This window comes from Sphingomonas sp. dw_22 (genome assembly GCF_018449795.1).
Taxonomy (GTDB): Bacteria; Pseudomonadota; Alphaproteobacteria; order Sphingomonadales; family Sphingomonadaceae; genus Sphingomonas.
Genome location: NZ_JAAVVE010000024.1, coordinates 1 through 14,120 on the forward strand (window position 1 = coordinate 1; position 14,120 = coordinate 14,120).

The window sequence follows — 14,120 nt, forward strand, 5'->3', positions numbered from 1 at the left end:
CCAGGTGCGCGTGCGGGCGCTGCTTTCGGAGATGGTCCGGTTCGAGCATGCCGCCGGGCCGGTGAAGTTCGAAGTCACCGGGCGCAGTGCGGGGCCGGGCTATCGCGTCGAGAATCTCTGGTACGAGAGCCTGCCCGGCTATCGCGTGACCGCGAACCTCTATCTGCCGGCTTCGGACAAGGGCCCCTTCCCCGCCATCATCACCCAGCCGGGGCACGGGATCGACGGCAGGCTGGGCGGGTTCGGCTTCGCGGTCAACTTCGCCCGCGCGGGCTTCGCCGTCCTCGCGATCGACATCGTCGGCGAGGGCGAGCGCATCCAATATTACGATCCGGAAATCGGCGCCTCCAAAGTCGGCCGCCCCACCGGCGAACATTCGATGGCGTTCGGGCAGGCGCTGCCCACCGGCGGGCATGTCTCGCGCTTCTTCATCCAGGACGCGATGCGCGGCGTCGACCTGCTGATGCAGCGCGACGAGGTGGACGACCAGCGGATCGGCGCCTTCGGCTGCTCGGGCGGCGGCACGCTGACCGCCTATCTCGCCGCACTCGATCCGCGCATCAAGGCAACGGCGACGGCCTGTTACGTGAACGATTTCGATCACCTTCTGGCCCCCGGAGGCCCCGGGCCGCAGGATGCCGAACAGTCGATCCCCTATTTCCTGGAGCGCGGGCTGGATCTGCCCGATTGGGTCGAAGCGGTGGCGCCGCGCCCCTACGCGATCGTCTCCACCACCGAGGACATGTTCCCGATCGCGGGCGCCCGCGCCGCCTATGCCGAGGCGAGCCGCTTCTACAAGGCGATGGGCGCGGAAGACCGGATCACGATGATCGAAGGCCCTGGGCCCCATGGCAATCTGGGGCCGATCTCTTCGAAGATCATCGGCTTCTTCAATCGCTGGCTGAAGGGCGCGCCCGGCGAGCCCGCGCTGGAGACTGTGCCGATCGGCGATCCCTCGCGGCTATGGGCGACGCGCACCGGGCAATTGGTCACGTCGGGAGAGGGCGAGAGCCTGCGCGCCATGATCGCCCGCGAGGCGCCGCTTCCCTCCGCCGCTCCGGCGAACGAGACGGCGCCGGCGCGTCTCGAACGGCTGCGCACCGCGATCCGCGACATCGCGCGGACCCGCGTGAACGGCGGCGCGACGGCCCCCGCCGTGACCGAAGGCGCGGCGGAAAGCCGTTCGGGCTACACTCTTGCCGCTATCAGCTTCGACGCCGCGCCGGGGCTGCGCGTCGATGGCCTCTATGCCCGGTCTGGCTCAGCCGGGCGACATCCGACGATGCTTTTCCTGTCGAGCCAATCGCCACGGACGCTTGCCGCTCCCGGCGGGCTGTTCGAGCGCTGGACACAGGCCGGATGGAACGTGCTGGCTCTGGAGCCGAGAGGCGCAGGCGGAACGGAGGAGGTGAAGTCGGCGCTCACCGGCGACTGGACGCTGCTGTCGCTGCGCGCGCTGCTGGTCGGCCGCACGCCGCTGGGGATGCGGACCGACGATGCCCTGGCGGCGCTGAACTGGCTCGCGGGGCAGCCCGAAGTCGATGCGCGCCGATTGAGCGTCTATGGCGTGGGTGCGCTCGCTCCGGTGGCGCTCCATGTCGGGATGCTGGACCCGCGTGTCGCGGATGTCACCAGCGATGGCGGCATCCTGCGCTATCGCGATTTCGTGTTGCGCCCGATCAGCCGCGACATGGCCGAGGTGAACCTGCCCGGCGTGCTCGCCCGCTATGACCTTCCCGATCTGATCGCCGCGCTCGGCGACAAGGTGACGCTCGTCAATCCGGTCGACACGGTGGGCCAGCCACTCAGAGCAAGCGACGTGACAGCGGCCCTCCCGTCCTCGCCGCGCCTGATCCTTCGCGGCGCGCGCGATCCGATCCGGCCCCCTTCCAGCCGGTGAGGCGCGCCATGCGATCCGATCGACGCTCGTTCCTCGCCGCCATGGCCGCCGGATCGGTCGCCACCGCGCTCGCCGCCCCGGTCGCCGCGCAGACCGCCGCCCTGCCCAAGCCGGCGGCGGCGCCCGCGCTGCCGGACAACGGCGTCCAGCTCGATCCGCGCGCGTTCGGCGCGAAGGGCGACGGCCGGACCAAGGACACCACCGCGCTACAACAGGCGCTCGATCGCTGTGCGGTGCTGGGCGGGGGCGAAGTGCTGGTGCCCGCCGGCACCTGGCTCACCGGCGCGCTCCGGATCGGCTCCAACACCGTGCTGCGCGTGGCCGAGGGCGCGACGCTGCAAGGCTCGCCCGACCTCGCCGACTATCCGATCGTGCAGGTGCGATGGGAGGGCCGCTGGGTGCCGGGCCATGTCGGGCTGATCTGGGCGCAGGACGCTCGCAATGTCGTGCTGACGGGCAAGGGACGGATCGTCGCCTCGAAGGACATCCACCGCCGCGTCAGCGAATCCGGCCTTCGCCACCCCGCCCTCCTCGAATTCGTGGACGTGCGGAGCCTGAGCGTCACCGATCTCCATGCCGAGCAGAACGACATGTGGGCGATCCACCCGGTCTATTGCGACGACGCGGTGTTCCGAGGCCTCAGCGTGACGGGCAATGCCGACGGGATCGACGTGGACTCCTGCCGCCGTGTCGTGATCGACCATTGCGACTTCGACACGGTGGACGACTGCATCTCGCTCAAGTCCGGGCGCGGCATGGAGGGCAATGTCATCGGCCGCCCGACCGAGGACGTGACGATCACCGATTGCACGTTCCGCGATAAGCGCTGGGCCTGCATCGGCATCGGCAGCGAGACTTCGGGGGGCATAAGGCGCGTGCTGGTCGAGCGCTGCCAGTGCCTTCAGGCGCATACCTTCGCCATCTATCTGAAGAGCAGGCCGGGGCGCGGCGCGTTCATCGAGGATATCACGATGCGAGATCTCGACGTGTCCGGCGCGGGCTATGGCTTCCTGCGCCTGAACTTCCTCGACAGCGGCAAGCAGGATCAGTTCCCGGTGGCCGGCAGGGACGGCATCCCCATCGTCCGCAACTTCACCTTTGAGCGCATCCGCGTGAAGGATGTGCCGATCCTGGTGGAGGCAGTGAACATCCACCCGGACAAGCCGCTGGACGGCTTCATCCTGCGCGGGCTCACCGGCACCTGCGGCCACGGCATCACGCTGGCCAACATGCGCAATGTCCTGTTCGAGGATATCGACGTCAACGTCTTCGCCGGGCCCCGGATCGCAATGGTCAACGTCACCGGCAAGGGCCTGGACGACGCCGCCGCGCTGGTGCCGACAGTCCGTCCGCCGGACGTGCAGGCCGCCACCCTACCCTATCGGCTGGGAATGTCGTCGGGCACGCCCAATTGACGCGGTGGGCGATCAGGTATCGGGCTTGATGAAGGGTGCGACGACGAAGAGCTTGCGCTCCTCGCTGCGCGGATCATCGATCACCCGCACTTCCCGGTCGAAGAGCATCGTGGCGCCATGGGAGCATGTAGTGCGGCCAGCGCGGGATCACGGCATGTTCCGGCGATCCGGTGCGCGCTAGGGCAATGAAGCTTTCGCGCCGGCTCGCCGCGTACGCTCCACTTCTCGTGGGGCTGTCCATATCGCGCGACTGACGCCCGGTAGGTCTCCGGCGACGTCGGCAGTCGAGCTGCGATCGCTTGAAGCCGCGTCGTTCAATCCGCGAATGTCGCGCCACATCGCAACCGGCGCGAGGGCCACACCACCATTCCGCTTTCGGGGAGCAGGCGCTGGAAGCTGATATTCATTCATCAGGGGCTCGAAGGTCCGCTTTTGACCCGCAGCAGACGATTTTTGCTGCCGCCGCCGCGGTGCATGACCTCGAATGACCGGTCTACAGCAGGGAAAGTTCGGGACGCTTGCGCCTCCTGCGCGAGCTGGTTAAATACTGAACTATATGGCTCAGTATGTAAATCCTCCCCTCGATCTCTCGTTTGCGGCGCTGTCCGATGCGACCCGCCGCGGGATCATCGATCAGCTTGGGCGAGGGGACGCGTCGATCACCAGTCTCGCGGACAAGTTTCAGATGACGCTGACCGGCATGAAGAAGCACATCCAGGTTCTGGAGCGGGCGGGGCTCGTCGTCACGCAGAAGGTCGGACGGGTGAGAACCTGCAAGCTTGGGAAACACGGCCTCAAGGCGGAGGCCGAGTGGATCGAGGCGCATCGCAAGATCTTCGAGGCCCGCTTCGAAGCATTGGACGAAATCATCAGCGAAATGAAACAGGAGGGAAGCGATGAATCAGCAAGTTAATAGTGCAGGTGGCGCGCAGAACCGCACCTCAGTCAAGAGCAGAGGGGATCGCGAACTCGTCGTAACGCGGACATTTGATGCGCCGCCGAGCATTGTTTACAGGGCGTGGAGCCAGCCCGATTTGTTCCGGCGCTGGTGGATGCCAAAAACGGTATCCGGCGTTTCGCTCGTATCGTGCGATATGGACGTCCGCACTGGCGGCAAATATCGGCTGGAATTCAGCGTCGGCGGTTCGGACACCATGGCCTTCTACGGCAAGTATCTCGAGGTGGTGCCGAACGAGCGCATCGTCTGGACCAACGACGAGGGCGAAGAGGGCGCGGTCACGACCGTAACCTTCGAGGACCAGGGCGGGAAGACGCTGCTGACTTTCCACGAAGTCTATCCGTCCAAGGAAGCGCTTGAGGAAGCACTACAGGGCTCGGCGGCCGCATTGCCGGAGCAGCTGGAGCAGCTCGACGAATTGCTTTCCAGCATAGGCGAGTAGCGCGGGTCGGGAAACTCGCCTCGGGGGAACGTCTGCTCTTGGGAAGTGACTCCACCGGCCTTCCCGGTTGGAACGGGGCACGAAGCTGCCGGCAGCGACGCGATCAGCTAGAGGTTCCAAACGGCGACTGCAGCAGCCGTTAACAGGCTCAGCTAAGACGATGCGCGCTGGGCTTGGATGTGCGCTAGAGCAAATTCATCATGGGCGGAATCGTGAGGGATTCCCTTTGAGCTGATCGTGTGATGCCCGAGCAGGACTTGGCGCTAGCGGCGTATATCCGCTCGCGTCCCGGCATCATGCTGGCGCAGGCACAAGTCTGGCTGCAGACCGAGTACGCGGTCGAGCTCAGCACCGGCGCAATGTGGAACGCGGCCAAGCGTCTGGGGCTGTCGTTCAAAAAAAGCCATGCGCGCGGCCGAACAGGACCGGCCCAACGTCGCCGCACGCCGCAAGCTGTGGAAGGTAGCTCAGCCGTTCATCGATCCTGAAGGCCTGGTCTTCCTCGACGAGACCGGAGTGAACACCAAGATGGCGCGGCTCTATGGCTGGGCGCCGGTCGGCGAGCGCTGCCGCGACAGCGCGCCCTTCGGTCACTGGAAGACAATGACCTTCATCGCCGGGCTGCGCCTGACCGGCATGACCGCGCCCTGGGTACTCGATGGACCAATGGATGGCGACGCCTTCCGCACCTACGTCCAGCACGTTCTCGCGCCGACGCTCAGGCGCGGCGACGTCGTCGTGCTGGACAACCTTCCTGCGCACAAGGTTGCTGGCGTCCGCGACGCGATCACGGAGCGCCATGCTCAGGTCTTCTACCTGCCGCCATACAGCCCCGACATGAACCCGATCGAGATGGCCTTCTCCAAACTCAAGGCGCTGCCGCGCCAGGAGCCCGCGCGAACCATCGATGGCCTGGTCGAACGTATCGGCAAGCTCCTTGATCCCTTCCTACCATCCGAATGCGCTAACTTCTTTGAAGCCGCCGGTTATCAACGCCCATCGTGAAAATGCTCTAGAAGGTGCCCGATCGGCCGACACCAAGCCGAAACGGTGGCCGCTATCTCCGCGAACTCGCCCTGTCCGCGCGTGGAACTGATCGCGGAGGGTGCGGTCGACGCACCTCCGGTTACTTCTTCGGCGTCACCCAGACCGAGACGGGCACCACGACCTTGCCAGGCGCAGGCTTGCCGACATCGACACGATCCGCCGTCACAAGTTCACCGCTCTCGAGCGTGAACGAAGCCCAGGGCTTGGGCATGCGGCCGAAGCTCATCTTCTGGATGGGCTGGCCCGTGGTCGAATTCATGATGGTCACGATGATCGGCATGGCCTCCCGCTACTAAGCGCCCATGGCGCCTGTCCAGTGGCTCCGGCACCAAAGCCGTGGACGGCGGCAGGGCTTCCCTCCCCAGCCGCGCATTTCGTCGCAAGCGCCGCGCTCCAGCTCTTCAACTCGGCCGGGTGCTTCCTAACTCTCGCCCGAGAGGGAGAAGCCATGAAACCGCAGCAGACAACGATCGTACCCGAGATGATCGACTGCATCGCCGAAGACAGATCGCCGAGTGCCGGGGAGCTGTTCCGCGTCGCCGACCACATCTGGACGGACCTGCGCGGTCCCCGGTCCGCTTTCAGTTGGGGCGAACTCACTCAGGACAGCTCCGAACGGTTGCTGACGCTCCGGGCGGCACAGGCCGCGCTCGCCGGGACGGCGTTTTCCAGCCCGAACAGGTAAAAGGCCGCCCCTCTCGGGACGGCCTTTCCATACACGGCTGAAACACGGGTTTTCGATTCCCGTAGGGGCGCCAAGCTAAGTTTATGATTTTACGATACATTATTGTATCATGTAGAATCGCGCGGATGACACATCCAGTCAGCTAATTGATCCTGTTACGGTATTCGTGGGCGATAGCCGACGGGTAGCAGTTCACTTCGCGTCGAACTCCACTCAAGATCGGTCACATTTCAGAGGCACGGGTCAACTGGCCGTTGCTGGCCGGCAGCGTCTAGTCGAACTAAACGAAGCACTCGCAAAGGCTGGAATCCCGGCAGAACGGACGGATCGGCGGTGTCCAGCCCGGCTCGGAGCGCCGGCGGCGTTCGTCCTCAGGCCCGCTCCATCGCCCCGCTCCAATTCGATCGTGCGTTGCAGATGCCTGACACGGCCACCCCACATCACTCCGGTCGGTCGCAATCCAGCCCGAGAACATGGTGCCCGTGCCGCCGGCCACCGCCAGGGTCGCACCACAGGCCGCATCGCTCCAACTCGCGGCCCCTGTCCTCGGTTATCTCCCGACCACTTCAATCCATTCAGTCCTGCTCGATACGCTTGCTTGCGCCGCTCATTTGCTTTAAGTTTAAAGCAAATGAGGAGTGACTGATGCGGATTGCTTGCTTGGGTGGGGGTCCGGCAGGCCTGTATTTTGCGATATCGATGAAGCTGCGCGATCCCTCGCACGTGATCGAGCTGTTCGAACGCAATGGGCCGGATGATACCTTTGGCTGGGGTGTGGTGTTCTCCGACCAGACCGTCGAGAATCTGTTGGCTAACGATCCCGTCAGCGGCAGGCTGATCCGCGACGAGTTCGCGCATTGGGACGATATCGACGTTCATATCCATGGCGAGCGCGTGCGTTCGTCCGGTCATGGCTTTATCGGCATCGGTCGCAAGCGGCTGCTCAGCATTCTCCAGCAGCGTGCGCGCGCGCTGGGCGTAGTCCTGCATTTCGAGCACGAAGCCAGTGCCGATCTTGCCGACTGGAGCAGGTATGATCTCGTAATCGCCGCCGATGGCGCGAACAGCCGCATCCGCGACCGCTATGCCGAGCATTTCGACGTCGATATCCAGGTACGGCGCAACAAATATGTCTGGCTGGGCACGCGCAAGGCGTTCGACGCGTTCACCTTCGCCTTCGAGCAACTGGATGAAGGATGGGTCTGGGCGCACGCCTATCGCTTCGACGACGATCATTCGACCTTCATCGTCGAGATGGCGCCGGATACCTGGGAACGGCTTGGGCTCGACCGGATGGGCCAGGACGAAGCGATCGCCTGGAGCGAGCGCGTGTTCGCCAAATATCTGGACGGCCAGCCGCTGATGTCCAACGCCAAGCATCTGCGCGGCTCGGCAGCATGGCTCAATTTCCGGCGCATCGTTTGCGGGCGCTGGTCGTATCGCAATCTGGTCCTGATCGGCGACGCGGCCCACACCGCACATTTCTCAATCGGCAGCGGCACCAAGCTAGCGCTGGAGGACGCGATCAAGCTGGCCGAAGTGCTGAACCGCCCCGGCCTGGACCGCGACGAAGCGCTCGCCGAATATCAGGAGGAGCGCAATCTGGAGGTGCTCAAGCTCCAGAACAGCGCGCGCAACTCGACCGAATGGTTCGAGACGCTCGACCGCTATCTGCATTTCGAGCCGATCCAGTTCGCCTATTCGCTGCTCACCCGCTCGCAACGTGTCAGCCATGAGAATCTGCGCGTGCGCGATCGCGCGTGGCTGGAAGGGGTAGAGCGCTGGTTCCAGGGCAAGGCGCGCGGGATTCCTGCGAACGATCCGGTACCGCCGATGTTCGCGCCATATCGATTGCGCGACATGGCGCTGGAAAACCGCGTCGTCGTCTCGCCGATGGCAACCTATTCGGCGGTCGATGGCACGCCGAACGACTTTCATCTCGTCCACTATGGCGCCCGCGCCCAGGGCGGGGCCGGGCTGGTCTATACCGAGATGACCTGCGTCTCGCCGACCGGCCGGATCACGCCGGGCTGCCCGGGGATGTACGCACCCGAACATGTCTCCGCCTGGAGGCGCGTGGTCGATTTCGCCCATGCCAACAGTGCGGCGAAACTCTGCCTCCAGCTTGGCCATTCGGGGCCGAAGGGCTCCACCCGGATCGGCTGGGAGGGCTATGACGTGCCGCTGGGGAGCGGCAACTGGCCGCTGATCGCCGCCTCCGATGTGCCGTGGAGCACCGCCAACCAGACGCCGCGCGCGATGACCCGCGCCGACATGGACCTGGTGCGCGACGCGTTCGTCGCGTCGACGAAGATGGCGATCGAGGCCGGGTTCGACATGGTCGAACTACACTGTGCGCATGGCTATCTGCTCTCGAGCTTCATCACGCCGCTGCACAACCATCGCACCGATGACTATGGTGGCAGCCTGGAGAACCGTCTCCGCTTCCCCCTCGAAGTCTTCGCCGCGATGCGCGCTGTTTGGCCGGCCAAGCGCCCGATGTCGGTGCGCATCTCCGCCAATGACTGGATGGGCGATCTGGGCGTCACGCCCGACGAGGCAGTCGAGATTGCCCGCGCATTCAGCGCGGCCGGGGCCGACCTGATCGACGTTTCCGCAGGCCAGACCTGGGCCGACTGCAAGCCGGTCTATGGCCGCATGTTCCAGACGCCGTTTTCGGACCAGGTCCGCAACGTCGCGCAGGTCGCGACCATGGCGGTCGGCAACATCTACGAGACCGATCACGTCAACTCGATCCTGGCCGCCGGCCGCGCCGATCTGGTGGCGCTCGGCCGCCCGCATCTGGCCGACCCGATGTGGACCCTGCATGCTGCCGCCGGCTATGGCTATCGCGGCGTCCGCACACCTCCGCCCTATTTCGGCGGTCTGTCCCAGCTTGCTCGCAACCTCAAGCGAGACGCCGAGCAGGAAGCAGCGCTGAAGGCGTGATGCAGCTCGACGGAACTCATGCCGTGGTGACGGGCGGCGGCACCGGTATCGGCGCCGCCATCGCGCATGCGCTGGCCGCAGAGGGCGCGCGGCTGACGCTGATAGGTCGCCGACGCGAACCGCTCGAAACGGTCGCGGCGAAAGTCGGCGGTTTCGTCGCGGCAGCCGACGTCACCGATCGCGCGCAGGTCGATACCGCATTCGCTGCCGCGCGGGCCGCGCACGGGCCCATCACAATCCTGATCAACAATGCCGGAGCCGCGCAGAGCCGGAGCTTCGCCAAGCTGGACTTCTCGGCATGGCGCAGCGCGATGGCGGTCAATCTCGACTCGCTCTTCCACTGCTGCCAGGCAGCTCTCCCCGATCTTCTGGCGGCTCCGAACGGCCGGATCGTGACCATCGCCTCCACCGCGGGGCTGAAGGGATACGCCTATACCGCGCCCTATGTCGCGGCGAAGCACGGCGCGGTGGGGCTGATGCGCGCGCTCGCTGTCGAACATGCCCGCACAAGGCTCACCGCCAACGCGGTCTGCCCCGGCTTCACCGATACCGAGATCGTCGCCGAGGCGATCGCCACGATCCGCGGCAAGACCGGCCGCAGCGAGGACGAAGCGCGCGCCGAGCTGGCGAAGTTCAACCCGCAAGGTCGGCTCATCGCACCGTCCGAAGTGGCGGGCGCAGTGCTATGGCTATGTCTGGCGGAGAGCAGGTCGATCAACGGCCAGGCCATCGCGGTGGACGGAGGAGAGGTTTCGTGAACCCGCAGGAATTCGCGCCCGAGCATTTCGGCTGGCATTTCGCCGATGGCATCGCCACCGTCACGCTGAACCGGCCCGAGCGGAAGAATCCGCTGACTTTCGAAAGCTATGCCGAGCTTCGCGATACTTTCCGCGAGCTGGTCTATGCGCCACGGGTGAAGGCCGTCGTGATTGCCGGCGCGGGCGGGAATTTCTCCTCGGGCGGCGACGTGCACGAGATCATCGGGCCGCTCACCGAAATGGCGATGCCCGAGCTCCTCGCCTTCACACGCATGACCGGCGATCTGGTCAAGGCGATGCGTGCCTGCCCACAGCCGATCATCGCGGCGATCGACGGCATCTGTGTCGGCGCCGGCGCGATCCTGGCGATGGCGTCGGACCTGCGCCTGGCCACGCCCGCATCGAAGACCGCGTTCCTGTTCACCCGCGTCGGGCTGGCCGGATGCGACATGGGCGCGTGCGCGATCCTGCCGCGGATCATCGGCCAGGGCCGCGCGGCCGAGCTGCTCTACACTGGCCGGGTAATGACCGCCGAGGAAGGCGAGCGCTGGGGCTTCCACAATCGCCTGATCGCCGCCGAGACGCTGATGGACGAAGCGCTGGCGCTGGCGCGCACGCTCGCGGCCGGCCCGACCTTCGCGCATGGCATTACCAAGACCCAGCTCAACACCGAATGGGCGGTCGGCATCGAGACCGCGATCGAGATGGAGGCACAGGCCCAGGCGATCTGCATGGCGACCAAGGATTTCCGCCGTGCGTTCGAAGCCTTTGCCGACAAACGCACGCCCGAGTTCGCGGGCGACTGATGGCCGATCGCAGCTTTCTCGACTGGCCGTTCCTCGACGACGGCCATCGCCGGCTCGCCGATGCGCTGGATGCGTGGTGCGCGGCCAGTCTCGGCCACGCGCATGGCGATGACATCGATGCCGAATGCCGCGACCTGGTGCGCAAGCTGGGTGCGGCCGGTTGGCTGCGATACTGCGTGCCGGCGGCCTATGGCGGGGTGCATGACTTGCTCGACGTCCGCTCGCTGGCGCTGATCCGCGAGACGCTGGCGCGCCATTCGGGCCTCGCCGATTTCGCTTTCGCGATGCAGGGGCTGGGATCCGGCACGATCACCCTGCTCGGCACCGAGGCGCAGAAAGCCGCGTATCTGCCCGCTGTCGCTCGGGGCGAGAAGATCGCAGCATTTGCGCTCACCGAACCGGCTTCCGGGTCGGATGTCGCGTCCATGGAGACGACGGCCGAGGCGACCGCCGGCGGATATGTCGTCAACGGCGCCAAGACCTACATCTCGAACGGTGGGATCGCGGACTATTACGTCCTGTTCGCTCGTACCGGCGAAGCGCCCGGCGCACGGGGCGTTTCCGCTTTCATCGTCGATGCCTGCACGCCCGGACTGGCGGTGACCGAACGGATCGAAGTGATCGCGCCGCATCCGCTCGCCACCCTCGCCTTCACCGACATGGCGTTGCCGGGAACTGCATTGCTTGGTGAACCCGGCAAGGGATTCGGCGCGGCGATGGCGACGCTCGACATCTTCCGCACCACCGTCGGCGCCGCAGCGTTGGGCTTTGCCCGCCGCGCGCTCGACGAGGCAACCGTCCGGGTAAGGCAGCGCAAGCTCGGCGCCGGCATGCTGGCCGATAATCCCGTCACCCAGTCCAAGCTCGCCGAAATGATCCTCGACGTCGAGACCTCCGCGCTGCTGATCTACCGCGCAGCATGGCTCCGCGACGTGAAGGGCCAGCGCAATACGCGCGAAGCCGCGCTCGCCAAGCTCCATGCCACCGACAGTGCGCAGAGCGTGATCGACAAGGCAGTACAGCTGTTCGGCGGCCTGGGCGTCACCGTCGGCGTGCCGGTCGAGGCGCTGTACCGCGAAGTGCGTGCGCTGCGCATCTATGAGGGCGCATCCGAAGTGCAGAAGATCGTCATCGCCCGCCAGCATCTGGCCGACAGTGCCGCCTGATGTTCCGCGTCACCTATCCGCTGCGCTTCGCGCACTGCGATCCCGCCGGCATCGCCTATTACCCCCGCTATTTCGAGTTGTGCGACGCAGCGATCGAGGATTGGAGCGCACAGGTGCTCGGATGCGATCGCCGCACGATGCATCTCGAACTCGGCATCGGCCTGCCGACGGTCGATCTCCATGCCGTCTTCACCGCGCCCAGCCGGCTGGGCGACTCGCTCGACATCGATGTGACCGTGATACGGGTGGGCAACAGCTCGGTCGATCTCGCGCTCGATATCAGCTGCAACGATGAGCCGCGCTTCACCGTCACCTATACCCAGGTTCTGACCGATCTTGCCCAGGGCCAATCGATGCCCTGGCCACCCACGCTTCTCGAACGCCTCAACAAGGAATGCCGATGACTGCCCACAAGACGTTGCTTCCACCCGGCTGGAAGCGCCCGCGAGGCTATGCCAACGGCATTTCGGCCAGCGGCCGGATGGTGTTCACCGCCGGTGTGGTCGGCTGGGACGAGAATGAAAGGTTCGTCGCGTCCGATCTCGCCGGCCAGTTCCGCCAGGTGCTGGTCAACACGCTCGCAATCCTGGCCGAAGGTGGCGCCGGGCCCGAGCATATCGTCCGGATGACCTGGTACGTCACCAGCCGCGAGGACTATACCGCCGGCCTGCCCGAGATCGGCGCGGCCTATCGCGAGCTTGTCGGCCGGAACTACCCGGCCATGACCGTGGTCGAAGTCGCAGCCCTGGTCGAGGTCGAGGCAAAGGTCGAAATCGAGACCATCGCCGTCGTCCCGGCCTGAAGAGGAAGATACCCGTGCAGCATTTCGACTGGGCCGATCCGCTCCTGCTCGAGGATCAGCTCGATGACGATGAGCGGATGATCCGCGACACCGCGCGCGCCTATGCTCAGGATCGGCTGGCGCCGCGCATCATCGATGCCTTCGCCAGCGAAGTCACCGATCCCGAGATCTTCCGCGAGATGGGCGTGCTCGGCCTGCTCGGCCCGACGATCCCGGAAAGCTATGGCGGCGTCGGTGCGTCCTATGTCGCCTATGGCCTGATCGCGCGCGAAGTGGAACGCGTCGACTCCGGCTATCGCTCGATGATGAGCGTCCAGTCGAGCCTGGTCATGTATCCGATCCATGCGTTCGGATCGGAAGCGCAGAAGCAGCGCTATTTGCCCAGGCTGGCGAGCGGCGAATGGATCGGCTGCTTCGGCCTGACCGAGCCCGATGCGGGATCGGACCCGAGCGGCATGCGCACCCGCGCCGCGAAGATCGACGGCGGCTATCGCCTGGCCGGCACCAAGACCTGGATCTCCAATTCCCCCATCGCCGACGTGTTCGTCGTCTGGGCGAAGTCCGATGCGCATGGCGGCGCGATCCGCGGCTTCGTGCTCGACCGCGGCATGAAGGGGCTCTCGGCACCCAGGATCGAGGGCAAGCTGAGCCTTCGCGCTTCGATCACCGGCATGGTCGTGATGGACGATGTCGAGGTGCCCGAAGGCGCACTGCTGCCCGATGTGCAAGGGCTCAAAGGCCCCTTCTCCTGCCTCAATCGTGCGCGCTACGGGATCAGCTGGGGCGCGCTCGGAGCAGCCGAGTTCTGCTTCCATGCCGCGCGCCGATATGGCCTGGATCGCCACCAGTTCGGGCGCCCGCTCGCCGCCACCCAGCTCTACCAGAAGAAGCTGGCCGACATGGAAACCGACATCGCGCTCGGCCTGCAGGCGTCGCTACGCGTCGGGCGGCTGATGAACGAGGGCCGGTTCGCGCCCGAGATGGTCTCGATCGTCAAGCGCAACAATGTCGGCAAGGCGCTCGATATCGCCCGCACCGCGCGCGACATGCACGGCGGCAACGGCATCTCCGCCGCGTTCCAAGTCATACGCCACGCAATGAACCTCGAGACCGTCAATACCTATGAAGGCACGCACGACGTCCATGCCCTGATCCTCGGTCGCGCGATCACCGGCATTCCCGCTTTCTGACG

14 protein-coding genes are annotated in these 14,120 nt (G+C 65.7%); 13 read left to right on the forward strand and 1 reads right to left on the reverse strand.

The window, feature by feature from the left end:
- The 5 genes from HB724_RS11890 to HB724_RS11910 form a co-directional block, all read left to right on the forward strand.
- Positions 1-1,900 (forward strand): acetylxylan esterase (locus tag HB724_RS11890; RefSeq protein WP_213981158.1); only part of this gene is annotated, 1,900 nt, incomplete at its 5' end.
- Between the two features lie 8 nt (positions 1,901-1,908).
- Positions 1,909-3,315 carry a glycosyl hydrolase family 28 protein gene (locus HB724_RS11895; RefSeq protein WP_213981159.1) on the forward strand — a complete coding sequence of 469 codons (1,407 nt, stop codon included), beginning with the start codon at positions 1,909-1,911 and terminating at the stop codon, positions 3,313-3,315.
- A 556-nt stretch (positions 3,316-3,871) separates the two neighbouring features.
- Positions 3,872-4,228 (forward strand): metalloregulator ArsR/SmtB family transcription factor, encoded by a 357-nt coding sequence (locus HB724_RS11900; protein WP_213981160.1) that lies wholly within the window; start codon positions 3,872-3,874, stop codon positions 4,226-4,228.
- The gene (locus HB724_RS11905) at positions 4,212-4,715 is read left to right on the forward strand and encodes an SRPBCC family protein (protein ID WP_213981161.1); all 504 of its coding nucleotides are present in this window, start codon (positions 4,212-4,214) and stop codon (positions 4,713-4,715) included. The genes HB724_RS11900 and HB724_RS11905 overlap by 17 nt, the downstream gene beginning before the upstream one ends.
- 405 nt (positions 4,716-5,120) lie before the next feature.
- The gene (locus tag HB724_RS11910) at positions 5,121-5,720 is read left to right on the forward strand and encodes an IS630 family transposase (RefSeq protein WP_213981162.1); all 600 of its coding nucleotides are present in this window, start codon (positions 5,121-5,123) and stop codon (positions 5,718-5,720) included.
- A 121-nt stretch (positions 5,721-5,841) separates the two neighbouring features.
- Here the strand turns inward: HB724_RS11910 and HB724_RS11915 are convergent, their stop codons facing one another.
- Positions 5,842-6,042, reverse strand: coding sequence for a hypothetical protein (locus HB724_RS11915; protein WP_213981163.1), 201 nt, complete (start codon positions 6,040-6,042; stop codon positions 5,842-5,844).
- Positions 6,043-6,210: 168 nt separating this feature from the next.
- Here HB724_RS11915 and HB724_RS11920 point away from each other — a divergent pair, with 168 nt between their 5' ends.
- From HB724_RS11920 to HB724_RS11955, 8 genes are all read left to right on the forward strand, one after another.
- Positions 6,211-6,447 (forward strand): hypothetical protein, encoded by a 237-nt coding sequence (locus tag HB724_RS11920; RefSeq protein WP_213981164.1) that lies wholly within the window; start codon positions 6,211-6,213, stop codon positions 6,445-6,447.
- A gap of 645 nt (positions 6,448-7,092) precedes the next feature.
- Positions 7,093-9,396, forward strand: coding sequence for a bifunctional salicylyl-CoA 5-hydroxylase/oxidoreductase (locus HB724_RS11925; protein WP_213981165.1), 2,304 nt, complete (start codon positions 7,093-7,095; stop codon positions 9,394-9,396).
- Entirely contained in the window at positions 9,396-10,154 is a 759-nt protein-coding gene (locus HB724_RS11930; RefSeq protein ID WP_213981166.1) for an SDR family oxidoreductase, read from the forward strand. The genes HB724_RS11925 and HB724_RS11930 overlap by 1 nt, the downstream gene beginning before the upstream one ends.
- Complete coding sequence (locus HB724_RS11935) at positions 10,151-10,960, forward strand: enoyl-CoA hydratase family protein (protein ID WP_346344719.1); 810 nt, start codon at positions 10,151-10,153, stop codon at positions 10,958-10,960. The genes HB724_RS11930 and HB724_RS11935 overlap by 4 nt, the downstream gene beginning before the upstream one ends.
- A complete protein-coding gene (locus HB724_RS11940; RefSeq protein ID WP_213981167.1) occupies positions 10,960-12,126 on the forward strand; it encodes an acyl-CoA dehydrogenase family protein in 1,167 nt (388 codons plus the stop codon). Before HB724_RS11935 ends, HB724_RS11940 begins: the two co-directional genes overlap by 1 nt.
- Complete coding sequence (locus tag HB724_RS11945) at positions 12,126-12,530, forward strand: thioesterase family protein (protein ID WP_213981168.1); 405 nt, start codon at positions 12,126-12,128, stop codon at positions 12,528-12,530. Before HB724_RS11940 ends, HB724_RS11945 begins: the two co-directional genes overlap by 1 nt.
- Positions 12,527-12,928: a RidA family protein gene (locus HB724_RS11950; protein ID WP_213981169.1), complete on the forward strand. Its 402-nt coding sequence runs from the start codon at positions 12,527-12,529 to the stop codon at positions 12,926-12,928. The genes HB724_RS11945 and HB724_RS11950 overlap by 4 nt, the downstream gene beginning before the upstream one ends.
- Before the next feature lie 14 nt (positions 12,929-12,942).
- Complete coding sequence (locus HB724_RS11955; protein WP_346344720.1) at positions 12,943-14,118, forward strand: acyl-CoA dehydrogenase; 1,176 nt, start codon at positions 12,943-12,945, stop codon at positions 14,116-14,118.
- Positions 14,119-14,120 lie beyond the last annotated feature (2 nt).

Bases quoted from the DNA above. Each gene is read 5' to 3' on its own strand.
- HB724_RS11915 (WP_213981163.1), bottom strand. From the start codon at position 6,042: ATGCCGATCATCGTGACCATCATGAATTCGACCACGGGCCAGCCCATC.
- HB724_RS11910 (WP_213981162.1), top strand. From the start codon at position 5,121: ATGCGCGCGGCCGAACAGGACCGGCCCAACGTCGCCGCACGCCGCAAG.
- HB724_RS11950 (WP_213981169.1), top strand. From the start codon at position 12,527: ATGACTGCCCACAAGACGTTGCTTCCACCCGGCTGGAAGCGCCCGCGA.
- HB724_RS11895 (WP_213981159.1), top strand. From the start codon at position 1,909: ATGCGATCCGATCGACGCTCGTTCCTCGCCGCCATGGCCGCCGGATCG.
- HB724_RS11940 (WP_213981167.1), top strand. From the start codon at position 10,960: ATGGCCGATCGCAGCTTTCTCGACTGGCCGTTCCTCGACGACGGCCAT.
- HB724_RS11905 (WP_213981161.1), top strand. From the start codon at position 4,212: ATGAATCAGCAAGTTAATAGTGCAGGTGGCGCGCAGAACCGCACCTCA.
- HB724_RS11920 (WP_213981164.1), top strand. From the start codon at position 6,211: ATGAAACCGCAGCAGACAACGATCGTACCCGAGATGATCGACTGCATC.
- HB724_RS11900 (WP_213981160.1), top strand. From the start codon at position 3,872: ATGGCTCAGTATGTAAATCCTCCCCTCGATCTCTCGTTTGCGGCGCTG.
- HB724_RS11925 (WP_213981165.1), top strand. From the start codon at position 7,093: ATGCGGATTGCTTGCTTGGGTGGGGGTCCGGCAGGCCTGTATTTTGCG.
- HB724_RS11945 (WP_213981168.1), top strand. From the start codon at position 12,126: ATGTTCCGCGTCACCTATCCGCTGCGCTTCGCGCACTGCGATCCCGCC.
- HB724_RS11930 (WP_213981166.1), top strand. From the start codon at position 9,396: ATGCAGCTCGACGGAACTCATGCCGTGGTGACGGGCGGCGGCACCGGT.